This window comes from Oceanimonas sp. MB9, from assembly GCF_011319775.1.
GTDB lineage: Bacteria > Pseudomonadota > Gammaproteobacteria > Enterobacterales > Aeromonadaceae > Oceanimonas > Oceanimonas doudoroffii.
The window spans coordinates 700,115-721,801 of the sequence record NZ_VFBE01000005.1; the positions used below are offsets into that span (position 1 = coordinate 700,115).

At 62.0% G+C, this 21,687-nt stretch carries 24 protein-coding genes; 11 read left to right on the plus strand and 13 right to left on the minus strand.

The window, feature by feature from the left end:
- The first annotated feature begins 36 nt into the window (after window positions 1-36).
- Entirely contained in the window at window positions 37-1,908 is a 1,872-nt protein-coding gene (locus OJHNALOF_RS06510) for a DUF294 nucleotidyltransferase-like domain-containing protein (RefSeq protein ID WP_094199894.1), read from the plus strand.
- Between the two features lie 7 nt (window positions 1,909-1,915).
- Window positions 1,916-2,647 (plus strand): 3'-5' exonuclease, encoded by a 732-nt coding sequence (locus OJHNALOF_RS06515; RefSeq protein WP_094199893.1) that lies wholly within the window; start codon window positions 1,916-1,918, stop codon window positions 2,645-2,647.
- Window positions 2,648-2,733: 86 nt separating this feature from the next.
- On the opposite strand, the gene OJHNALOF_RS06520 is transcribed toward OJHNALOF_RS06515, so the two are convergent.
- Window positions 2,734-3,342 carry a DUF2726 domain-containing protein gene (locus tag OJHNALOF_RS06520; RefSeq protein WP_165661533.1) on the minus strand — a complete coding sequence of 203 codons (609 nt, stop codon included), beginning with the start codon at window positions 3,340-3,342 and terminating at the stop codon, window positions 2,734-2,736.
- A gap of 152 nt (window positions 3,343-3,494) precedes the next feature.
- Here OJHNALOF_RS06520 and OJHNALOF_RS06525 point away from each other — a divergent pair, with 152 nt between their 5' ends.
- From OJHNALOF_RS06525 to rlmM, 4 genes are read left to right on the plus strand one after another with little or no spacing between them, the layout of a single operon-like run.
- A complete protein-coding gene (locus tag OJHNALOF_RS06525) occupies window positions 3,495-4,406 on the plus strand; it encodes a transcriptional regulator GcvA (RefSeq protein WP_094199891.1) in 912 nt (303 codons plus the stop codon).
- A complete protein-coding gene (locus OJHNALOF_RS06530) occupies window positions 4,403-5,014 on the plus strand; it encodes an alpha/beta fold hydrolase (protein ID WP_165661534.1) in 612 nt (203 codons plus the stop codon). Before OJHNALOF_RS06525 ends, OJHNALOF_RS06530 begins: the two co-directional genes overlap by 4 nt.
- Entirely contained in the window at window positions 5,004-5,390 is a 387-nt protein-coding gene (locus OJHNALOF_RS06535; protein ID WP_165661535.1) for a DUF423 domain-containing protein, read from the plus strand. The genes OJHNALOF_RS06530 and OJHNALOF_RS06535 overlap by 11 nt, the downstream gene beginning before the upstream one ends.
- A complete protein-coding gene (gene rlmM, locus OJHNALOF_RS06540; protein WP_165661536.1) occupies window positions 5,387-6,478 on the plus strand; it encodes a 23S rRNA (cytidine(2498)-2'-O)-methyltransferase RlmM in 1,092 nt (363 codons plus the stop codon). The genes OJHNALOF_RS06535 and rlmM overlap by 4 nt, the downstream gene beginning before the upstream one ends.
- A 308-nt stretch (window positions 6,479-6,786) precedes the next feature.
- Here the strand turns inward: rlmM and OJHNALOF_RS06545 are convergent, their stop codons facing one another.
- The 6 genes from OJHNALOF_RS06545 to queF form a co-directional block, all read right to left on the minus strand.
- Entirely contained in the window at window positions 6,787-7,794 is a 1,008-nt protein-coding gene (locus OJHNALOF_RS06545; RefSeq protein ID WP_165661537.1) for an isocitrate dehydrogenase, read from the minus strand.
- A gap of 91 nt (window positions 7,795-7,885) precedes the next feature.
- The gene (gene xni / locus OJHNALOF_RS06550) at window positions 7,886-8,659 is read right to left on the minus strand and encodes a flap endonuclease Xni (RefSeq protein WP_165661538.1); all 774 of its coding nucleotides are present in this window, start codon (window positions 8,657-8,659) and stop codon (window positions 7,886-7,888) included.
- A 1-nt stretch (window position 8,660) separates the two neighbouring features.
- Entirely contained in the window at window positions 8,661-10,016 is a 1,356-nt protein-coding gene (gene ppnN, locus OJHNALOF_RS06555; RefSeq protein WP_094199885.1) for a nucleotide 5'-monophosphate nucleosidase PpnN, read from the minus strand.
- 28 nt (window positions 10,017-10,044) lie between these two features.
- Window positions 10,045-11,544 carry a diguanylate cyclase gene (locus OJHNALOF_RS06560; RefSeq protein WP_240919647.1) on the minus strand — a complete coding sequence of 500 codons (1,500 nt, stop codon included), beginning with the start codon at window positions 11,542-11,544 and terminating at the stop codon, window positions 10,045-10,047.
- Window positions 11,545-11,580: 36 nt separating this feature from the next.
- Complete coding sequence (locus OJHNALOF_RS06565) at window positions 11,581-13,827, minus strand: tetratricopeptide repeat protein (RefSeq protein WP_094199884.1); 2,247 nt, start codon at window positions 13,825-13,827, stop codon at window positions 11,581-11,583.
- An 82-nt stretch (window positions 13,828-13,909) separates the two neighbouring features.
- A complete protein-coding gene (gene queF, locus OJHNALOF_RS06570) occupies window positions 13,910-14,761 on the minus strand; it encodes an NADPH-dependent 7-cyano-7-deazaguanine reductase QueF (RefSeq protein WP_165661539.1) in 852 nt (283 codons plus the stop codon).
- A 114-nt stretch (window positions 14,762-14,875) separates the two neighbouring features.
- On the opposite strand from queF, the gene OJHNALOF_RS06575 reads away from it, so the two are divergent.
- Window positions 14,876-15,412: a SecY-interacting protein Syd gene (locus OJHNALOF_RS06575; RefSeq protein WP_165661540.1), complete on the plus strand. Its 537-nt coding sequence runs from the start codon at window positions 14,876-14,878 to the stop codon at window positions 15,410-15,412.
- On the opposite strand, the gene OJHNALOF_RS06580 is transcribed toward OJHNALOF_RS06575, so the two are convergent.
- The 5 genes from OJHNALOF_RS06580 to OJHNALOF_RS06600 all read right to left on the minus strand — a co-directional run bounded on the left by OJHNALOF_RS06580 (window position 15,402) and on the right by OJHNALOF_RS06600 (window position 18,214).
- Complete coding sequence (locus tag OJHNALOF_RS06580) at window positions 15,402-16,175, minus strand: Zn-ribbon-containing protein (protein WP_165661541.1); 774 nt, start codon at window positions 16,173-16,175, stop codon at window positions 15,402-15,404. The genes OJHNALOF_RS06575 and OJHNALOF_RS06580 overlap by 11 nt on opposite strands.
- Window positions 16,175-16,456, minus strand: a complete 282-nt coding sequence (locus OJHNALOF_RS06585; protein ID WP_165661542.1) for a hypothetical protein — start codon at window positions 16,454-16,456, stop codon at window positions 16,175-16,177. Before OJHNALOF_RS06585 ends, OJHNALOF_RS06580 begins: the two co-directional genes overlap by 1 nt.
- Window positions 16,457-16,470: 14 nt before the next feature.
- Window positions 16,471-16,698: a DUF2789 domain-containing protein gene (locus OJHNALOF_RS06590; protein ID WP_094199879.1), complete on the minus strand. Its 228-nt coding sequence runs from the start codon at window positions 16,696-16,698 to the stop codon at window positions 16,471-16,473.
- 180 nt (window positions 16,699-16,878) lie between these two features.
- Window positions 16,879-17,187: a DUF3301 domain-containing protein gene (locus OJHNALOF_RS06595; protein ID WP_094199878.1), complete on the minus strand. Its 309-nt coding sequence runs from the start codon at window positions 17,185-17,187 to the stop codon at window positions 16,879-16,881.
- Window positions 17,180-18,214, minus strand: coding sequence for a DUF3549 family protein (locus OJHNALOF_RS06600; protein WP_165661543.1), 1,035 nt, complete (start codon window positions 18,212-18,214; stop codon window positions 17,180-17,182). Before OJHNALOF_RS06600 ends, OJHNALOF_RS06595 begins: the two co-directional genes overlap by 8 nt.
- 86 nt (window positions 18,215-18,300) lie before the next feature.
- Here OJHNALOF_RS06600 and OJHNALOF_RS06605 point away from each other — a divergent pair, with 86 nt between their 5' ends.
- The 4 genes from OJHNALOF_RS06605 to OJHNALOF_RS06620 are packed head-to-tail and all read left to right on the plus strand — an operon-like array spanning window position 18,301 to window position 20,780.
- A complete protein-coding gene (locus tag OJHNALOF_RS06605; RefSeq protein WP_094199876.1) occupies window positions 18,301-18,636 on the plus strand; it encodes a YqcC family protein in 336 nt (111 codons plus the stop codon).
- A complete protein-coding gene (gene truC, locus OJHNALOF_RS06610) occupies window positions 18,633-19,406 on the plus strand; it encodes a tRNA pseudouridine(65) synthase TruC (RefSeq protein WP_165661544.1) in 774 nt (257 codons plus the stop codon). Before OJHNALOF_RS06605 ends, truC begins: the two co-directional genes overlap by 4 nt.
- 4 nt (window positions 19,407-19,410) lie before the next feature.
- The gene (glsB, locus tag OJHNALOF_RS06615) at window positions 19,411-20,328 is read left to right on the plus strand and encodes a glutaminase B (protein ID WP_370462309.1); all 918 of its coding nucleotides are present in this window, start codon (window positions 19,411-19,413) and stop codon (window positions 20,326-20,328) included.
- Between the two features lie 11 nt (window positions 20,329-20,339).
- Entirely contained in the window at window positions 20,340-20,780 is a 441-nt protein-coding gene (locus OJHNALOF_RS06620; protein ID WP_165661545.1) for a flavodoxin, read from the plus strand.
- Window positions 20,781-20,838: 58 nt separating this feature from the next.
- Here the strand turns inward: OJHNALOF_RS06620 and OJHNALOF_RS06625 are convergent, their stop codons facing one another.
- Window positions 20,839-21,675 (minus strand): S1 RNA-binding domain-containing protein, encoded by an 837-nt coding sequence (locus OJHNALOF_RS06625; protein WP_165661546.1) that lies wholly within the window; start codon window positions 21,673-21,675, stop codon window positions 20,839-20,841.
- Window positions 21,676-21,687 lie beyond the last annotated feature (12 nt).

Sequence of the window (21,687 nt, forward strand, 5' to 3'; positions counted from 1 at the left end):
GAGTGCTGCCTTTTTTTCGCTTTGCAGGAGAGAACAATGGAAGCGGAGCAGCTGGAAGTACTGGCCTTTATTCGCCAGTGGTATCCGTTCAAGGAATTGCCGGAGGAAGTGCTGGAGCGCATTGCCACCGAGGTGGAAGTGGCCTATTACCGCGCCGGCACGCGCATTCTTGAATACGGTGACCCGGTGCATGACCTTTATCTGGTGCGCTGCGGCGCGGTGGAGCTATACCGGCGCAACGGCGAGCTGCACAACCGGCTGAGCGAAGGCAATTTGTTTGGCCAGATGGGATTGTTGATGCACAACAAGAACCGGTTGCCTGCCTCGGCGCTGGAGGACACCCTGATTTATTGCCTGCCGGAGTCGGTATTCAACGAGCTCTATGAACACCACGAGGCGTTTTCCGACTTTGTTGAGGTCGGGGAAAGCACTCGGCTGCGCCATGCGGTATCCCGCCACCAGGGGGCCAACGAGCTGATGACCTCCAGTGTGCGCGAGCTGATTTCCCGGGACACCGTGTCCATCGGCCGCTCGGCCAGCGTGTTTGACGCCGCCCGCAAGATGACCGAGGAAGGGGTATCGTCCATTCTGGTGCTCCACGAAGGCGGCGAGGACGACGCCGAGGTGGCCGGCATTATCACCGACCGGGATCTGCGCACTCGCGTGCTGGCGGAAGAGCTGCCGTCGAGCACGCCGGTGGGCGAGGTGATGTCCGCCGAACTGGTGGCCGCCGAAAGCGATCAGTACGTGTTTGAGGCCATGCTCACCATGCTGCGCTACAACCTGCACCACCTGCCGGTGCTGCACCGGGGCAAGCCGGTGGGAGTGGTGGCGCTGTCGGATGTCATGCGTCATGAGTCCCGCAACAGCCTGTTTGTGGTGCGCCATATCTTTCGGGCCCAGGATGCCGACGAGCTGGCCACCATCGCCGATGATGCCCGTGCCTGCTTTGTGCGCATGGTCAATGAAGACGCCAACTCCCACATGATTGGCTCGGCCATGGCGGTGATCGGGCGCAGTTTCAAACAGCGGCTGCTGGAGCTGGCGGAAGAAAAGCTGGGGCCGCCGCCGGTGCCCTACTGTTTTCTGGCGCTGGGCTCCATGGCCCGGGACGAGCAGCTGGTGGTGACCGATCAGGACAACGCCATCATTCTCGACAATGGCTACGATGCCGAGGCCCACAATGCGTATTTCGCCGCCCTGGCCAAGTTTGTGTGCGACGGCCTGGCCGCCTGTGGCTACAGCTATTGCAGTGGTGACATCATGGCCAGCAACCCGGAGTGGCGTAAAACCCGGCGGGAGTGGGAACTGTGCTTTATGGACTGGATCGACAACCCCAGTGCCCGCTCCCTGCTCAACAGCAACATCTTTTTTGACCTCGACGGCGTCTATGGCCACCTGGAATGGGCCGAGCAGCTCAACCGGCTGATCCTGCGCCGGGCAAAGCGCAGCCCGCGCTTTCTGGCCAGCATGGCCCGCAACGCCCTGCTGCGCACGCCGCCACTCGGCTTTTTCAAGGAGTTCGTGATGGAGCAGGACGGCAAACACAACAACTCCATCAACCTCAAGCGCCGGGGCACGGCGCCGCTGGCGGATCTGATACGCGTGCATGCCCTAGCGGTGGGCTCCAAGGCGCGCAATTCCTTTGAGCGGCTCAATGACGTGATTGAGGCCGATATTCTGCCTCGGGGCCGTGGGCCGGATCTGCGTGATGCCATGGAGTTTATTGCCATGGTACGCATTCGCCACCAGGCCATGGACGTGGAGGCGGGCAGGGAGCCCGACAACAATATCGAGCCGGAAAACCTGTCCGACTTCGAGCGGCGCAACCTCAAGGATGCCTTTCAGATCCTGAGCCAGGCCCAGAAGTTTCTGAAATTCCGCTATCAGCCCGGACGGGCGTCCTGAGGACGTTATGGTATATCTGAGACCTTCTTCCCTGACGGAGTCGGCCCATGCTCCCGACTGGCCGGCGCTGTTTGAAGAGCGGGCGCGCACCGCCCGGGACTACCGGCTGCAGCGTTTTTACCGGGCCGGGCTGCCGGCCCCCGATACGCCCCTGGCCGAAGTGCCCTTTGTGGCACTGGACTTTGAAACCACCGGGCTGGACGCCAGAAAGGACGCCATCGTCAGCGTGGGGCTGGTGCCCTTCAGTCTGCAGCGCATTCGCTGCCGCGACGCCGCCCACTGGATCCTCAATCCGCACAAGCCCATGGCGAACGAGACTGTGGCCCTGCATCGCATTACCCATTCCGAGGTAAAGGAAGCGCCGGATCTGCTGCAGGTGCTCGACGATCTGCTGGCCGCTTTGGCGGGCAGGGTGGTGGTGGTGCACTACCGGCGCATCGAACAGGTGTTTTTTGCCACCGCCCTCAAGGCCAGGCTGTATGAAGACATTCGTTTTCCGGTGATCGACACCATGGAGCTGGAAACCCGCTTTCATCCGCGTCGGCTGGGCCTGTGGGCCCGGTTGCGCGGGCACAAGCCGGTGTCCATTCGGCTGGCCGCCAGCCGTGAGCGTTATCACCTGCCTTACTATGCGCCCCACCATGCCCTGAGCGATGCCCTGGCCACCGCCGAGCTGTTGCAGGCCCAGGTGGCCCACCATTACAGCCCGGATACCCCGCTCAGCGAATTATGGCTGTAGATCTTGTGGAGTGCAGGCTGCCCGCCTGCATTGGCCGGCGGCTTCATGTTGTGGTTCGCTTCGCTCATCACAACCTACGAGAGTCGCTATAACCGAAAGCGGGGTTCGTCGTCGTGGTCTTCGTCGGGCAGGCTCAGCACCGGCTCCTGGCGGCCGCCGCCAAGGGGCGGCGTCACCTCGGCGGGCCTGAGCAGGGATTGCAGCTCGTCACGCAACTCGGCGGGCGTGGGCCAGCCCTTGGGGGACAGGTGCACCACCGGCAGGCCGGCGTCTTCAATGCGGGCCAGCAGGGCATGACGATGGCGGCCGTCGGCCTGGCTCAGGCTGTCGTCCATCAGGGCCACCACCAGGCGCACGCGCAGATCGTCGGGGGAGCACAGCACGAAATCCAGCTTTTCCCCGTAGATGTCCTGCCAGGCCCTTTCCCGATGGGCCTTGCCAAGCTCGGGTGCCAGCTCCAGCACTTCTGTCATGGGCACCGAGGGAAACACCCGCAGTCGGTCGGCGGATGCCTGCTCCAGCAGTTTCAGGGCGGTGGCGGCTTCGGGAGTAAACATCAGTTTTTGCACATACCTTTTGCCCGGCCTGCCGCGCCAGATGCGGCGCAGCAGGCTGAACAGAACAAGCAATACCAACAGGGTGACCAGGCCAAACACCAGCCAGTCGAGCAGGGAAACGGGCAACATATCGATCATCGGGAAGCAATCCGGAGCGAAGGGAATAACGGGTTGTCATGCAGTTTACTCAGCCTGTGCAGGAAAATGAACTGTTCGCCGTCGGTCGCCGCTGGCATGCGCCGGCTCGGGCCCCTATAATCCACAGCCATTAACCGCAGCCAGAGGTTTGCATGTCCCGGCGATTACCCCCGCTTAATGCGCTCAAGGCCTTTGAGGCCGCCGCCCGCAACCTGAGTTTTACTCGGGCGGCGGAAGAACTGTTTGTCACACAGGCGGCCATCAGTCACCAGATCAAGGGACTGGAAGAGTTTCTGGGGATCAAGCTGTTTCGCCGGCGCAATCGCTCGTTGCTGCTGACCGAGGAAGGGCAGAGCTACTTTCTGGAGATAAAGGATATCTTCACCGCCATCTCCGATGCCACCGAGCGACTGCTGGCGCGCAGCGCCAAGGGCGCACTGACCGTCAGCCTGCAGCCGAGCTTTGCCATTCAGTGGCTGGTGCCCCGGCTGGTGCGTTTCAGTGAGGCGCACCCGGACATTGACGTGCGCATCAAGGCGGTGGATCTGGACGAAGGCTCGCTCACCGATGACGTGGATGTGGCCATCTATTACGGCAAGGGCAGCTGGCCCGGGCTGCGTGCCGACAAGCTGCACGCGGAATACCTGATTCCGGTATGTTCGCCCATGCTGCTGATGGGCACCCGGCCGCTGAAGGTCCCAGAGGATTTGACCCGTCATACCCTGCTGCACGACACCTCTCGGCGCGACTGGAAGGCCTGGTTCAAACAGCTCGACATTCAGGCGGCCAACGTTAACCAGGGGCCGATTTTCAGCCATTCCTCCATGGTGATTCAGGCCGCCATTCACGGCCAGGGCGTGGCGCTTGGCCACAGTGTGTTGACCCAGCCGGAAATCGACGCCGGCCGGCTGGTATGCCCCTTTGAACAGGTGCTGATGTCGAAAAACGCCTATTACCTGGTGAGTCACGAGTCCCAGGCCGGCCTTGGCAAGATTGCCGCCTTTCGCGAGTGGATGCTGGCCTTGTTAGAGCAGGAACAAAAACAGAAGACCATGAACCCATGAAGATACTGAAAAACGGCCCCGACGGCGCTGCCAGTCGAGTGCTGCTGGCCCACGGTGCCGGCGCCGGCATGGAGCACGCCGTGATGCAGACCCTGGCCGAGGGCCTGGCCTGCGAGGACATTCAGGTACTGCGCTTTGAATTCCCCTATATGCAGAAGACCCGGGCCGACGGTCGCCGCCGGCCGCCGGATCGCGAACCCGTGCTGCTGGACTGCTGGCGGCAACTGGCCGGTGAGTTCGCTCATCCCAGGTTGTTTCTGGCGGGCAAGTCCATGGGCGGACGCATGGCCTCGCTGGTAGCCGATGAGCTGGCTCCGGCCGGCCTGCTGCTGCTGGGCTTTCCCTTTCATCCGCCGGGCAAGCCGGACCGCTTTCGCGGCCAGCACCTGGCCACCATAGGCACGCCCACCCTGTTGCTGCAGGGCGAGCGGGATACCTTTGGCAACCGCGAGGCGGTGGCGGAGTATGATCTGGCCGATACCGTCATTACCCACTGGGTGACCGACGGCGATCACGGCTTCAAGCCGCGCAAGGCGTCTGGCGCTACTCTTGAGAGCAACCTGGCGGGAGTGATTGAGCGCATGAGGCACTTTATTCATGAGCATTAATCTCGCCTTTTATGGCGCGGCGCTGTTTGGCCTGACCGGCACCGCCCTCGGTGCCTACGGCGCCCATGGCCTGGCGGCCGGAGGCACGGCACCGGCGCTGGTGGCGGCCTTCAATACCGGGGTGCAGTACCAGTTTCTGCATGCCCTGGCACTGCTGTTGCTGGCGGTGATGTTGAAGCGGCGTGTCACGGCGGCGCTGAACGCCGCCGTCGTCTTTTTTGTGCTGGGCATACTGATGTTCAGTGGCAGTATTTATGCCCTGGTGCTGTTTGGCGCCAGGGGAATTGGTTTTGTGACTCCCCTGGGGGGAGTGAGTTTTATGGTGGGCTGGCTGTGCCTGTTGCTGGCCGGTCGCACCTGGTTGAGGTCTGAATGAAACAGTTGTTGATATATTGCCGTCCCGGATTTGAAAAAGAGGCGGCGGCCGAAATTCAGGACCGGGCCGGGCAGATGGGCTGCCCCGGCTTTGCCCGTGCCAAGGACGACAGCGGCTATGTGGTGTATGAGTGCTTTCAGCCGGAAGACGGCGATTTACTGGCGCGCAAGCTGCCGTTCCGCGAGCTGATCTTTGCCCGCCAGATGCTGGTGGTGTGGGCCGAGCTGGCCGACTTGCCCCTGGACGATCGCATCAGTCCGCTGCTGGACGCCGCCGAAGGCATGCCCCTGTGCGGTGATATTCGAGTGGAAACCGCCGATACCAACGATGGCAAGGAGTTGTCCCGCTTCTGCCGCAAGTTTACCGTGCCGGCACGTCAGGCCCTGCGTGGCAAAGGGGTGCTGACCCGGGCCGAGGCCCGCAACCGGCCCACCCTGCACCTGTTTTTTACCGCCAACAACCGAGTGATGCTGGGCTATTCCTATTCCTACAACCAGTCGCCCTTTCACATGGGTATTCCCCGGTTGCGCTTTCCCGCCGACGCGCCCAGCCGCTCCAGCCTCAAGCTGGAAGAGGCCTTTCACGTGTTTATTCCTCGGGAAGAGTGGGACACTCGGCTGACCTCCGGCCTGCGTGGCGTGGATCTGGGCGCCGCCCCCGGTGGCTGGACCTATCAACTGGTGGCCCGAGGCATGATGGTGGCGGCCATCGACAACGGCCCCATGGCCCAGAGCCTGATGGACACCGGTCAGGTCAAGCACTACCGGGAAGATGGCTTCAGGTGGCGGCCCAGCCGCAAGAACGTGTACTGGCTGGTGTGCGACATGGTGGACAAGCCGGCCCGAGTGGTGGCGCTGATGGCCGACTGGCTGTTGGAGGAAGACTGCCAGGAAGCCATTTTCAACCTCAAGCTGCCGATGAAAAAGCGTTACGCCGAGGCGGTGTACAACCTGCAGCAGTTGCAGGAAAAACTCGATCAGCTGGGCGGCTTTCAGATCCAGGCCAAGCAGCTTTATCACGATCGGGAAGAGATCACCGTGCATGTGTGCCAGCCGCGCAAGGTGGCCAAGCTCGAGGCCAAAGCCTGACCCTTCTGGGAGCTGTCAGCCGTAAGCTTTCAGCTGTAAGTGGTGTGGCCGGTAACCCAGGCCTGCTTTCGCAGCAACACGAAGGCGGCGGTGGTACTGCCCTGCTTCGAAGAGCGAGAAGTCAGCGTAGGTTGCCGATGAACATCGCGAATCGCAACATCAAGGCGACCGCGGAATGTTGGAATGCGCTTCGCTCATTCCAACCTACGCGGCCGCTACCAGCCTTACTAAACCACGTATAAAAAACGGCGCTGTTTTCACAGCGCCGTTTTACTTCCGGCTTTCAGCTTCTCGCTTCCAGCTGGTATTCAGAGGTTGGCGATAATGGCGTCGGTAAATTCCGTGGTGCTGGCGTTGCCGCCCAGATCCCGAGTGACCGTCTTGCCATCGGCAATGGTCTTGCGTACCGCATTGCGAATTTGCGCCGCCTTGTCGGCCATGCCCAGATGCTCCAGCATCTGAATGGAGGCCAGGATCACCGAGCAGGGGTTGGCGATGTTCTGGCCGGCGATATCGGGCGCAGAGCCGTGCACCGCCTCGAAAATGGCCACATCCTTGCCGATGTTGGCGCCCGGGGCCATGCCCAGACCACCCACCAGACCGGCACACAGATCCGACAGAATGTCGCCGAACAGGTTGGTGGTTACGATGACGTCAAAGCGTTCGGGGTACATCACCAGATTCATGCAGGCGGCATCCACGATCATCTCGGCGGTTTCGATGTCCGGGTAGCGCTTTGACACTTCCCGGGCCACTTCCAGAAACAGTCCGGAGGTCGACTTGAGGATGTTGGCCTTGTGCACCACGGTGACCTTTTTCCGGCCTTCGTTGCGCGCCAGCTCATAGGCGAAGGTAACGATGCGCTCGGCCCCTTCGCGAGTGATGATGCTCATGGCCTCGGCGCTGCTGTTGTCTTCGGTGCGCTTCTGGCCGGCGCCCGAATACATGCCTTCGGTGTTTTCCCGAATGGTAATGATGTCGATGTTTTCAAAGCGGCTCTTGGTGCCCTCAAACGACACCACGGGGCGCACGTTGGCGTAGAGGTTGAACAGCTTGCGCAGGGACACGTTGATCGAGGTGAAACCACCGCCCACCGGCGTGGTGAGAGGACCCTTGAGGGTGATTTTATTTTCGGCGATAAGGTCGAGGGTGGCTTGGGGAAGAAGCTCGCCGTGTTTTTCCAGGGCGGTCAGGCCGGCGTCGGCGTAGTCGTAGTGAAAGTCACAACCTGCGTGATCCAGAATACGCAGGGCGGCATCGATAATGCTGGGACCGATGCCGTCCCCCGGGATCACGGTAATACTGCGTTTATTCATGGGGCAGCTTCCGTTGTCAGTGGTCGAGTTATATTGTATTTTGCAGCCACTTTATAACATTTTATACCTATTTTGCCTATGGCTCTTTGGTCTAATAGTGATATCTAAGTTGCTGTAAATTTACCCCCAGCTCAATATCATCCACCAATTTGACCAGTTGACGTGCCATCAGTGCCTCATTTTTGTGCGTCTGCACGCTATTTTGTTCTTTGGACTGGCCGGGGCTGGCGAGCAGGGTATCCAGATCACCGAACTGATGCAGCAGCGCTTGTGCCCGCTTGGGGCCAATTCCGGGGACGCCCCGAATACCGCTGCCGGACACTCCGGTCAGCGCCCAGTAATCCACCAGCTGGCCAGGTTCGAGCCCGAATTTTTGCCGCACATGAGCCTCATCGAGCCAGCGCTGGCCAAAGTGATCCCACAGCCGAATGCCAGGACTTAGCAACTGGCAGAAGCCCTTGTCGGTAGACACTATGGTGCTGTGGCCGCCGTGTCGCGACAGCCGGCGGGCCAGGGTGGCGACCAGGTCGTCCGCCTCTTCGTTGTCCGATAACAGGGCGTCCACTCCCTGGCGCAGCAGGGCTCGTTGCAGTTCGCCCAGGTGGCCCGCAAGGGCTTCGGGCATGGGCGAACGGTTGGCCTTGTAGTCGGGGTGAAGGCGGTGGCGAAAACCCGTCGGGGCACCGTCGAACACCGCCACCACATGGCTGGGCCGAAAGCGGGCCAGCAGCTTGCCGGTGGCCTGCAGCAGGGCGGCCTCGGTGGCCGCCAGCTGAGCGGCCGGTTGTTCATGCTGGCCCTGCTGGACGGCGTGCAGCCGGCGGATCAGGTTCAGGGCATCGAGGATCAGCAGCTGCACGGCCATCTCAGCGATTGATGCGATAGCAGGGCACGTAGGCGGAGCCGGGCAGCTTCATGCGCTGCTGCTCCACAAACTGGCGCAGCAGCTTGTCCATCATTTTCATCAGCCGGGGATCGCCGTTGATCAGGAAAGGCCCCTTTTTCTCGATGGCGCGCAGGCCGCTTTCCTTGACGTTGCCCGCTACGATGCCGGAAAAGGCCCGGCGCAGGTTGGCGGCCAGCTGCTGAGGCGCCTGATCCCAGTGCAGGTTGAGGTTGGCCATGCCGTCGTGATCGGGTTCAAAGGGCAGCTGAAACTCGGGCTCAATCTTGAGCGACCAGTTAAAGGAATAGGCGTCGCCCACCGACTTGCGGTAGTCCCGCACCAGCGGCATGGCGGTTTTCATGCGACGGGCCACCTCGGCCGGATCATCAATGATGATTTGGTACAGCGACTGGGCTTCCGGCCCCAGGGTATTGCCGATGAAGTCGTCGACGCTGCGAAAGTAACTGGCGCTTTCCTTGGGGCCGGTCAATACGATGGGCACCGGCTGATTACGGTTTTCCGGGTGCATCATGATGCCCAGAATGTAGAGGATCTCTTCCGCGGTGCCCACGCCGCCGGGGAACACGATAATGCCGTGACCCAGGCGCACAAAGGCTTCCAGGCGCTTTTCGATATCCGGCAGTATCACCAGCTCATTAACGATGGGGTTGGGCGGCTCGGCGGCGATGATTGAAGGCTCGGTCAGGCCCACGTAACGACTGCCGGTAATGCGCTGTTTGGCATGGCCCACGGCGGCACCTTTCATCGGACCTTCCATGGCGCCAGGACCGCAGCCGGTGCAGATGTTGAGCTCGCGCAGCCCCAGTTCGTTGCCCACTTCCCGCGTGTATTGGTACTCCGACGGGCTGATGGAATGACCGCCCCAGCACACCACCAGGCTGGGATCTTCGCCCGGGTTAATGGCCCGGGCATGGCGCAGAATGGAAAACACCAGATCGGTGATATGGGTGGACGCGGTCAGGTTCAGTTGAGGATTGGCCTGCAGGTGGCTGTTGACGTAAATGATGTCGCGCAGCACCGAAAACAGGTGATCCTGAATGCTGCGAATGATTTCGCCGTCCACGAAGGCGTGCTCGGGCGGATTGAACAGCTCCAGCTTGATGCCGCGCTCGCGGCGGATTACGTTGATGTCGAAATTCTTGTAGCGCTCCAGAATTTCCTTGGAGCTGTCGGTCTGGCTGCCCGAGTTGAGCACCGCCAGCGCACAGTTGCGGAACAGCTGGTACAGGTTGCCCGAAGCGGACTGCTTGAGGCGATCGACTTCGATTTGCGACAGCAGGTTCATGCTGCCGACCGGATTGATATGGGTAATCATCGGGTATCCCTAATATGATGACGACAATTCAGTCGATGATAAGCCGGTTGCGCCCCGCGTGTTTGGCCTGATAGAGGGCCTGATCGGCGCGCTCCATGGCGGAGGTGGTGCTGTCGCCTGCCTGCAGCAGGGTGGCGCCGATAGATATGGTGATGGTAACCCGCTCATCCTTGAAACGAAAAGGGATGCTCTCTATCTTTTTGCGCAATTGCTCCAGTGGCCGGGACACCAGCCCGGGGTCCACATTGAGCATCAGCACCACAAACTCCTCACCACCAAAGCGGGCCACAAAGTCGGTTTCCCGCAAGTTTTCGCGAATGGTACGGGCAATCACCCGCAGGGCCTTGTCACCGGCGAGGTGACCGAAGTTGTCGTTGATGTCCTTGAAATGGTCGATATCGAGCAAAACGATGGCCAGGGGGTCGCCGTGGCGCAGCCAGCGACGATATTCCGACTCCAGCCGCTCATTGAGGGCGGTGCGGTTGTAGATTTGGGTCAGGTGGTCAATCAGCAGCTTCTGGTTCTGGCTGGTGAGCCGGTGGCGATACTCTGCGGCTTCGTGTTGCATGCTGTGCAGCCGGGTCTCCACCTCGTTCAGCCGTTGCAGCAGGGCCTGCTCCCGCTCCTGCAACTGTTCGTGGTGGCTGAGCAACTGGGTGATGCTGTGCACCCGTTCGGCAATTTCCTCGCGCAGCCGCGAGTTGTCTGCCCGGCCCAGGCTCTCACCCATGGCCTTCAGCTCGCCGGCCAGGCTGCGATCGTCCCGGGCCCGGTCGCTGGCCAGATTGCGGCCTTCAATCACCGAGGCGGAAAAGTGGCTCTGCATGTCTTCCAGGCTGTCGTTGAGCCGGGCCAGAAAACGGGTGGAGTGTTGCCGCTCGCTGCGGCAACCTTCTATGACCAGTTCAATCAGGCGCAGGCAAAGATCCGCCAGCACGGTATTTTCGGGTTGCCTCAGCAGGCGCTGCTGAATGCTGCTGATTTCCTCGCCCGAGGTGCCGTTGTAGTCCAGCTCGTCGATAAGCTGCAACAGCCGCTGGCATAAATCGGCACGAAACTGGCGTTGCTGCCGGGCTTCGCGCATCGCCAGCTCCAGGCTCTGCTGGTAGCACTCAAACAGCGGCCCGAGGTGGTGCAGGCCGCCGGCGTCCGGGGTTTCCAGCTCAGGCAGCAGGCTTTGCAGCCGTGCCGGCACCTGCGGCAGACGGCTCAGGCATTGGGCCGCCTGCAGCATCTGCTCGTTGAGCACCTGTTGCAGGCGGCCCGATTGCTGGTGATAGCGCCTCAGCCTGGCCAGGTGTTGTTGCAGGCCAGCCAGAAGTTGCGTCAGCTCGGGCGGGCGTGGTCCCCCCTGTTCCTGACTGCCCTGACCCTGAAAGAGTTTATGCCACTGTACCAGCAGGCCGCGCCCGTCCTGGTCGCTGTCCGTCTGCTCCGGGAGTGCCTCCAGTGCCTCGACCATGTTTCCCAGTCCGGCTATTACGGCGGTCAGCTCCTGCAGCATCATTCGTTCGTTCAGCTTGTTCATTTATCACCATTGAGGTCTGCCGGTGCCGCAACACCCTTAGCCTTGAGTGGGCAGGGGCGGCATCAGCGCCTGCCAGTCTATTTGTTGCTTCTTGTGCGAGCTGTTTACCTTGACCAATCCCTTCATTATACCCTGAATGCAACAGAGTCGAACGTCTCCATTGAAAAAGGCCGCCTGCTGGCAGTCAACCGCCACCAGCTCCACCCACGCCGGCTCATTGCTGACCTGAGTCAGCTGGTGGGCGGCGGCCATCGCCAGGTAGAGAATGTCGCCCAGCTTCATGTCGTCCAGGGCATGGGGGGACTTGGGCAGGAAGGGATGTCCGATAATGCCGGTAGCCAGGCGGCGATCCAGTTCGAACGAGCAGGGAAATTCCGCAAACATGCGGGCCAGGGCGCTCAGGGTCTGTTGCAGATCCGCCACCTCTTTCTGGGGGATCACATAGATAAACTCACCGTCGCGCAGGTCATACAGCCGGGCGCGGGGGTGAATGCGGCCGCGCAGGTAATCGCCAAGCTGGCGCTGAATTTCGGTGGCGTGGCTCAGGCCGGTTTTTTCCCGCAAATCCACCATAAACGGCACCTGCAGCAGAAGGTAGTAAATCTTGTCGTCAAAGGGGCGGTACTCTTCGTTGAGATACCACTGTTCCGAACGCAGTTGCTGACGGGCCATCTCCTGGGGCAAGCGCTGCATCAGTTGGCGCCAGTTCGGCAGGCCGGTGCCGGGCTCCACCATCAGCGCCTGTTGCAGCTCCTGATTCTGTTGCAGCAGGCGGCGGTTGCGTACCAGGTTGCGCAGCATGCCGTAGAGTAGCAGTGGCAGCAGCAGGCTGAGTCCGGCGGCGAGCAGGGCAAAGCGTTCCCTGTCCTGCAGCAGCCGTTCGCTGCGCCGGCCCAGCTCGGTCAACTCCCGCTCCTGTTGCAGTTGCTGATCGTTGTTTTGCACCAGGCTCTGGGTTAGCAGCCGGTTGACGGTGGTGGCCTGTTTGAAGAAGGCATGCAGGGCCTTCTGGTGGCGCAGCGCCTCGGTCATGTTGCCGCTGGTTTCAAACAGCTGGGCCAGCAGCCGGTGGCTTTCCATCAGCCGCAACACATCTTCCTGCTGCTCGGCCAGCTGGCGGGCCCGCTCCAGCCGCACCAGCGCCAGGCCGAACTCCTGTTGGGTCAGGTGCAGCCGGCCCAGCTGCAGCAGCACGTCGACTTGGCTGGGCAGATCCCGGCTGCGCTCAAAGCCGCGGCGGGCCTTGTCGAGGTAATACTGGGCATCGTTCAGGCTGCCCAGCTGCAGGTAGGACTGGCCGATTTCCAGATAGAGCCGGGTTTGCTGCTCTACGTCGTCCTGAATCTTGACCAGCTCCAGGGCATTGAAGAAATACACCAGCGCCAGGTTGGCATCTTCACCGGAGCGGGTTACTCGGCCCAGGTTAACCAGTGAGCTTATCAGCAACGGACTGTTGCCCAGCTGCTCGAATTCGGTGGTGGACTGATTGGCGTATTGCAGCGCCTTGTCGTGTTGCCCCAGGGCGGCGTAGATGGCGGCGGCCTTTTTGGCGGCCAGGGCCTTGAGGTAGAACTGGCGTCGGCCCTTGAGCAACTCCAGTGATTCCACGAAATGGGACAGGGCCAGCTCGTCCTGCTGCAGCTGCAGGTAATATTCGCCCAGCAGAAAATTGGCCCAGGCCTGGCGCGGGTTGTCGCTCTGTTGCATGGCCTGCAGTCGCACCTGCTCAAAGGTCTGGCGGGCCTCATCAAACTGTTGCTGACGCAGCAGCACCGCCGCCTGCAACAGTTGCTGATCGCCCCGCAGTCCGTGAGCAGCCGGCAGGGGGACCTGGCCGGCCTCTTGCAGCAGTCGTTCGGCCTGCTCCGGTTGCTGGCGTGCCAGCGCCAGCTTGGCCTTGATCAGCAGGCTGGCGACCAGGGCCTCATGTTGACGGTGCTGGCGAGCCAGGGAGATGGCGTGATTGATGCTGGCATCGGCGGGCAGCAACAGGCCTTCGTTGGCCTGACACAGGGCCTGCAGCTGCCAGGCGGTAAAGGTCTGCCCCCGCGTACGGTACTGTTTGGCCTGCTCGAGCCGGTCCGGCTCCTGGCGAGAATTGAACATGGCGCCGGGGCTGGCTTCCCGGCGTTGCAGAAAATGGCGGGTAAAGGCCACACACTCATTGGGCCGGCTCAGCATCAGCTGCCGGGCCCGCTGCAGTTCGGCGGGCTCGGGTTGATAGGTGGACAGAGGGGGCGCACCCGCCAGGTGCGACACCAGAACGGCGACAGACAGAATCACAAATAAGCCATACCAAAAATGCTAGCCGGTAGGGCAGTTTACGAACCTCGCCGGTCCGCGTCCAGCCTCAAGGTGGCCCGGGTTACTGACGCAGCAGGCGCACATTGGCGGCCTTGCCGGCCACATTGCTGCGGTAGGGGTTGATGTCGAGGCCGCCCCGGCGGGTATAACGGGCGTAGACGGTCAGCTCCTCGGGCCGGCAATGCTGCATCAAATCCATGAAAATGCGCTCTACGCACTGCTCGTGAAACTCGTTGTGCTGGCGAAAACCCACCAGGTAGCGCAGCAGGGCGTCCTGGTGAATGCGCGGACCCTGATAGCGGATCATCACGCTGCCCCAGTCGGGCTGGCCGGTCACCAGGCAGTTGGACTTGAGCAGGTGGGAGTGCAGGGTTTCGCTGACGATGTCGGCGTCGGTGGCATTGGCCAGCAGGTCGGCGTCGGGCTGGTAACGGTCGATATCGATGTCGAGCTGATCGATGCAGTGGCCGGGCAGGCGGCCAAACTGGGCGGGGGCGTATTGCAGTTCATAGAGGCTGACGCTGACCCGGCCCTGGGCGCAGGCCGAGAGATCCCGGGTCATGGTTTCCTCGACCGCCGCCAGGCTTTCAAAGCGGCTTTGATTGAAGCTGTTGAGATAGAGCTTGAATGACTTGGACTCAATCAGGTTGGTGCTGTTGGCGGGCACCCGTACCTCGCCCATGGCCACCATCGGCTTGCCCCGGGAATTCAACCAGGACAGCTCATACAGGTTCCACAGATCTTCGCCGGAAAAGGGCAGGGCAGCGGCATCCAGGCCCAGATCGTCCCGGTTCAGGCTGCGGGGTACCGCCTGCAGCTGAGACGGATCATATTCGCTGACATAGTCGCTGTGCTTGCCCAGGGGCAGCTCGGCGAGGGCGGGGCTCTGTTGGTATTTCTGCTCTGGTGTCATTTGAAGTTCCGGTTGGTAAAATGAAACAGGCCGGCGACATGGCCTTCGCCATAGGCGATTGGAACCATCTCGGTATTATTCGTTGTTTACATTTCCGTATTGTGAGGCTTTGCCATGGAGAATCAAGAGGTGCCAGCACTGGCCGCCCTGTTTGAGCAGTATCGCCGGTGTTATGGCCAGCCCCTGGCCGAGCATGATGCCGCCGAGCCGTCCCCGGCCGAGCTGCTGCCGGCCCACGGCGGCCGGGTGGCCTGGCGCCCTTTTTTACGCCCCGAGCCGGGCAGCTTTGACAACCTGGGCCATGCCCTGGAGATGCCGGTGCACGCCTCGCTGACGGCGTTGTTCGGCCATTATTACGCCGGGCATTTACCCCTGTGTTACAAGGGACTGTTTGTGACCCTGCTGCAACCCTGGAATTCGGCCGACTTTGAGCGGCTGCAGCAAAACCAGATTGGCCATCAGCTGATGCAGCGCAAGCTGGGGCTGCCGGCCACCTGGTTTATCGCCACCTGCCGGGACGAGCACCGGCTGGTGACCCTAGACAACGCCAGCGGCGCCGTGTTGCTGGAGCGCCTTGGCAAGGGGGCGATTGGTGAGCTGGCGCCGGATCTGGCCACCTTTCTGCACCGGGCCGAGCCGGTCAGTCTTTGAAATCCCAGGACAGGTTGGACACCAGCCGGCAGGGCCCGCAGAAAAAGTCGAAAATATCGTGCAGCGGGGCGTCGAGGCGCCAGTCACCGCCACAGCCAGGGCAGGGGCGGGCCTGCTCCGCCGCCAGGCTGTCGCCGCCCACCCGGTACAGGTAGTAAAAGGTTGGCACCTTGGTCAGGTATTCGATGCGCTTGGCCAGATCCCGGCCACGACGGCTGAGCAGGCTGGAGGTGGTGGAAAGCTCCTGCACCGCACCATGCTCGAGAATGGAGCCGTTCATCTGCAGCTGATCGCAGGCCTCCCAGTCCTCCTGCCATTTCACTACCTGCTTGAAGTCGCCGTTGGCCACCGGCGGAATGCGATAGAGGGGAATGGGGGCAAAGTGCTCGCCGCAGCGCAGCGGTGAGCAGGTATGCAGGTAGCTGGTATAGAGCACCTGCCACTCGGGCTGGTGGGGTTCGTCTGTGGTGTCGGAGTTGAGATCCGGCCCGCGCGGGTTCACCTTGGGGCTGGTGAGCCCGGCCTGATGCAGCCGCTCCACCGCCAGCTCCACCTGGCGACTGTGATGGCGCGGGTGCAGGCTGTCGGCTTCCGGGCACACCACTCGGCTGGTGAGCCAACCCTGATGAATAACGGTGGGAAACTCCCGGCCGATGATCTGGCCGTTGTAACGCAGGGCATCCAGCAGCTGGCGCACCGCCTGTTCGGCCTCGGCCAGCCCGGTGTCTTGGTAGCAGTCAAACTGAAGTTCACAAACCCACATCAGGCACCGAGCTCCTCTAACCGCGCCAGCCGGGCTTCCAGTAGGCGCACCTTTTCTTCCAGCGCCGCCAGGCGATCCTCCGTCGGCGAGGTGGCTGGGGCCGGGGTCGGTGCGGCTACCTCGGCCGGCAGCGATTCCGGCGACTGGCGATAGCGGTTCACCAGGCTGATCAGCTCGGCCATGTTGACCGGGCCCGACAGCCGCGCCCGCACCGTGGCGGTGGTAATGGCCTTGCCGTCGGCGGCAAGGCGATGAATGGCATCAATAATGTCCTGAGACATGAAAACTCCGTTGGTTATCTCAGACTGGCGTTGAGCTGATCGATCACCTCGGCCCAGTCCGAATCTTCCTGCAGTCCTTCCTTCAGAAAACTGGCCTGGGCATGGCTCCAGAATGGCGCCTCGACCAGCTCCACTTCGGGTGGCAGTCGGTGATTATGCAAAAAGTGCTCTATGCCTTTGTGGCTGGCATCCAGTCCCAGTTGTTCAAACAGTTCGCTGAACGGGTGAACAATATGCTCCATGTTGACCTCCTGTTTTTGCGGTAAGCCATCAGCCGTAAGTGGCGTTGTTTGAAAGATAGTCGTTGGCCCCGAACCTTGTCACTCCGGCGCAGGCCGGCGGCCATCTCACCAGGAACGCCACATTAGCAGGCACCAAGCGGAATCTTCAATCAACACCACGTTAAGCCGACCACTTAACGCTTATAGCTCCTCGAAGGGGCCCGGCGGCTCTCGCAGCACCGGCACCGAGACCTCCACCACCCGCAGGCCGGCAAGCCAGAGCTCGCCCTCGTTATGCTGCACGCCGTCGTGGCTGAATTCAAAACGAAAATGGGCCAGTAACCGGCCCTTACGCCAGCAAAAACGGTAGCGGTAAATGCTCAGCAACTGAAACTGCTGGCGCTTGCAATAGTGTTGCAGCCAGCGGCCGGCAAACTCGCTCTGGCGGCGCAGTTGCCAGACCCCGGCGCCCAGCAGAAACAGCGCCAGCAGCCCGAGCAGCTCAGCCACGGGCGGCGCTAAACAGGCTGCCCAGGGCCTGTTTGAGCGGGCCGGGCAGCTCGGGGTTGTGCAGGTTGGCCAGGATCAGCGGACGCAACGCCGGCACCGACACCAGCTCGGCAAACAGGCCGTTGAACAGCTCGCCGTGCTGCTCTGCCAGCAGGGTCAGGTATTGCAGCAGCAGGGTTTCATCGGTCAGCTCCTGCCACAGTCGGGCCGCCAGGGTCAGCATCAGGGTGGGGCCCGGATTCAGGCTCATCAGGCTGGCCAGCTTGACGCTGCGCTCGCGAAAGGGGGGGCAGCCGGCGGTGGCGCGCAGCAGCAGGCCAATGCGCTCTTCATCGGGGCCGGCGCGCTCCTGCTCACCGTTAATGGCTTCAATCATGGTTTTGGCCAGGGCCTGGGGCAGGGGGTGGTGTTCGCACTGGGCCAGCAGCGCCTGCTGCACCGGTGCCGGCAGTTGCCACAGTCGCTGCTGCACTCGTTTGGCCAGCGTGGCATCGGTGCCGAGCCGGGCGGCCACGTCCGCCAGCCCTTGCAGGCCCAGCCGTTGCCAGTCGTGGGTATCGGGGCTGTCCAGGTAGTCGAGCACGCCCTGGTAAAAGGCCGAGGGCGCATGGCCCAGGCTCAGGCTGAGGCGGGCATGAAAGGCGGCCAGCTTGTCCTGGGGCGGCTGAAAGGTAAAGGGCGTATCGGCCAGCCGTTGTTGCTGCTCCTCGGTCAGCGGCGCATGAATGTCACCACCGAGCTGTTCCACCAGCGCCGACAGGAAATGCTTGACCGCGGCGTTGTTGAACAGGCCGCGCTCGTCCAGGGGAATTTTAAGGAACCACACATAGGGCTGGCCACCCTGTTGCTGCCAGTAACACACCGCCAGCCAGGCGTGGCGCTGCAGCGGCCAGGGGTAGGGGCGGCGGCCGGCCTCGATGGCGGCAAAATCGTCCTGCGCCAGGGGCTGCAGGCGCCGGCCCAGATCGAACAGGCGAAAGTCGGTGCCGGCCTGGGTCAAAAAGTCGCTGAGTGTGTCTATGTGCATGGGCTCCTCCTGTCTTGAGGGCGAATTATAGGGAGTCGGCGGCCGGGATGGTATAGTAGCGGGCCGTTTTACTCGGAGTTTGCTCAATGACCGCCGACATTTCCCGCCTGCTGCTCGACATTGAACAGGAGCTGAAAACCCTTGGCTGGTGGGACAGCGAGCCCCCCTCTGCGGCGGCACTGGCCAGTACCCAGCCATTTTGCATCGACACCCTTAGCCTGCCTCAGTGGCTGCAGTTTGTGCTGCTGCCGCGGTTGCGAGCCATGCTGGCGGCGGGCAGTCCGCTGCCCGGCCGCATTGCCGTCTATCCCGTGGCGGTGGAGAGCTTCAAGGGGGTGAATGCAGATGCGAGTGCACTGAACGAGGCCATCGCCCGCCTGGATGAAGCCCTGAGCGGCCGGCCGGTGGTGCGTGAGTCATGAGCATTGAACTGGTGTACGAAGACGACTGGCTGGTGGCGGTCAACAAGGAGCCCGGCCTGCTGGTGCACCGCAGCTGGCTCGACCGCCATGAAACCCGCTTTGCCATGCAACTGACCCGGGATGCCGTGGGCTGCCACGTGTTTCCGGTGCACCGGCTGGACCGGCCCACCTCCGGCCTGCTGTTGTTCGGCAAAAGCGCCGAGGTGGCCCGCAGCCTGACCGACGCCTTTGGCGAGCGCCGGGTGAACAAAACCTACCTGGCGCTGGTACGGGGTTACCTCGAAGGCGAGGGCCGGCTCGACTATGCCCTGACCCGGGAGCTCGACGACATTGCCGACAAGTTCGCCGATGCCGACAAGCCGCCCCAGGACGCCATTACCCGCTGGCAGGAGCTGGCCCGGGTAGAGTTGCCCTTCGCAGTGTCGAAAAAGCATGCTACCAGTCGCTACAGCCTGGTGCGACTCAGTCCGGAAACCGGTCGCAAGCACCAGCTGCGCCGGCATATGGCCCACCTGCGCCACCCCATCGTGGGCGATACCAGCCACGGCGATGGCCGTCACAACCGCTTTTTTCGCGAGCAGTACCAGTGCGACCGGCTGATGCTGCACGCCGCCCGGCTGCAATTGACGCATCCGGTGACCGGCATGCCACTGCGGCTTGACGCGCCGCTGGACACAACCTGGCGTTCGCTTATTTGTGAATTTGGTTGGGAAAGGGCGCTCGCCGCGAGCAGGGAGAGCGAGGTAGAATCCGCGCTTTCAGCGGGTTAGGCGTATCGTGACACTTCAACCTTTACTCGACCGGATTGACGCTCAGGCCCGTGCATTTTTTGGCCAGGGCAAGGTAGCCGATTACATTCCCGCGTTGGCACAGGTGCCCGCCCGGCGCTTTGGCATGGCCATCTGTACCTTGGATGGCGAGCTGTATTGCAGTGGTGATGCCGAGGAGCCATTTTCCATTCAGAGCATCTCCAAGGCCTTTGCCCTGGCCATGGCGCAGCAGCGTTATGGCGACGAACTGTGGCAACGGGTAGGAAAGGAGCCATCTGGCAATGCTTTCAATTCTCTGGTACAGCTGGAATTCGAGCAGGGCATTCCACGCAATCCCTTTATCAATGCCGGCGCCCTGGTGGTGGTGGACGCACTCAGCTCCCGGCTGTCGGCACCGGTGCATGCATTTCTGGAAGCGATGCGGCTAAGGGCCGGCAATACGGGCATACGCATCGATCACAAGGTCACCAACTCCGAATACGAGCACCGCTTTCGCAATGCGGCCATGGCCAACCTGATGAAGAGCTTTGGTAATTTCCACAATGAGGTGGACGAGGTGCTGAGGGCCTACTTCAGCTACTGCGCCCTGTCCATGAACTGCGTGGATCTGGCCCGCGCCTTCAGCTTTCTCGCCAACGGCGGACGCTGTGTGATGACGGGTGAGCAGTGGCTGCCCCGGCTGCAGACACAGCAACTCAATGCCCTGCTGTTTACCTCGGGGCTGTATGATGCGGCCGGAGACTTTGCCTACCGGGTGGGCATGCCGGCCAAGTCCGGTGTGGGGGGCGGCATAGTGGCGGTGGTGCCGGGGCGCTTTACGGTGTGCGTCTGGTCGCCGGAGCTGAATGGTTATGGTAATTCGGTGGCGGGGATCTGGGCGCTGGAGGAGCTGTCCCGAGCCCTGGACTTACGACTTTTCTGACAGGAGGAAGTATGGCAACAGTGGATATTATTATTGGCACCGTTTACGGCTCGGCCGTGCTGGTGGCGGAAACCCTGGAAGAAGAACTGGTCAAGGCGGGGCACGGCGTGACCCTGCATGAAGATGCGGAGCTGGCGGATCTGGATCCGTCTCATTTCTGGCTGTTTGTCACCTCCACCACCGGTCAGGGGGACATTCCGCCCAACCTGGTGCCGCTGTTTGAGACACTGCGCGAAGCCTGCCCGCCTATCCCCGCGGTGCGTTATGCCCTGGTGGCCCTGGGCGACAGCAGCTACGAGGACTTCTGTGGTGCCGGCAAAAAGCTTGATGAACAGCTGCAGGAACTGCAGGCGCAGGCGGTGACCGACCGCCTGTTGGTGGATGCCACCGAAACCCTGGAGCCGGAAGTGCCGGCGTTGGACTGGCTCAAGGGCTGGATGGACAGGATTTAAAACCAGGGTACCGCCTTGCGGCAGGAGGTGGGCATGGCCACCCACACTCCTTTCCTCATCACTTCTCAGCCGACAGCCGGATCCCGTCCGCTTCAATGACAATTTTGCCCTGCTTGTAGAGGCCGCCAATGGCTTTTTTGAAGGTGCCCTTGCTGATACCGAACTGGCGGTAAATGGTATCGGGATCGGTCTTGTCGCTCACCGCCAGTCGGCCACCGGCGGCTTCAAGCCGGGCCAACACCTTGTCCGCCGCCTCGTCGGTCTTGCCTGGGCCGGGTTTGAACAGGGTCAGATCCAGCTTGCCGTCGTCCCGTACCTGCTTGATGTAGCCGCGCAGGCTCTTGCCCATCGGCAGTCGTTCGGGCAGCTCCGATTTGAACAGCTGCCCCCAGTATTGGCCATCCACCACCGCCTTGAGCCCCAGAGGAGTGCCGGCCACGATCAGCAGGTCGACCTCGTCGCCGGCACGATAGCGGGGCAGCTCCTTGCTCAGGAAGGGCTCCAGTTTGCTGGTGGCCACCATACGACCCTCGTGATCCAGCGACAGCCGCACCACATAATGCCGGCCCACCTGCATGGGCTGGGCCTGATTGCGGGCGGGCACGAAAATATCCTTCTTCATGCCCCAGTCGAGAAAGGCCCCCAGGCGGTTGACCGTAACCACCTTGAGCGAGGCGAACTGGTTCACCCTGGCCTTGGGGCGGCTGGTGGTGACAACCGGCTCCAGATCCGCATCCAGATAGACAAATACCTCCACGCCGGCGCCGGGCCGGCAGCCGACGGGCAGCTGGCTCTTGGGCAGAAACAGCTCGCCGAAGTCGCCGCCGTCCAGCCAGCCGCCCTTGTCGTCGAGCCGCAGCAGGGGCAGGGAGTTGTTGTCGCCAAGCTTGATCATGGAGGTCACCGT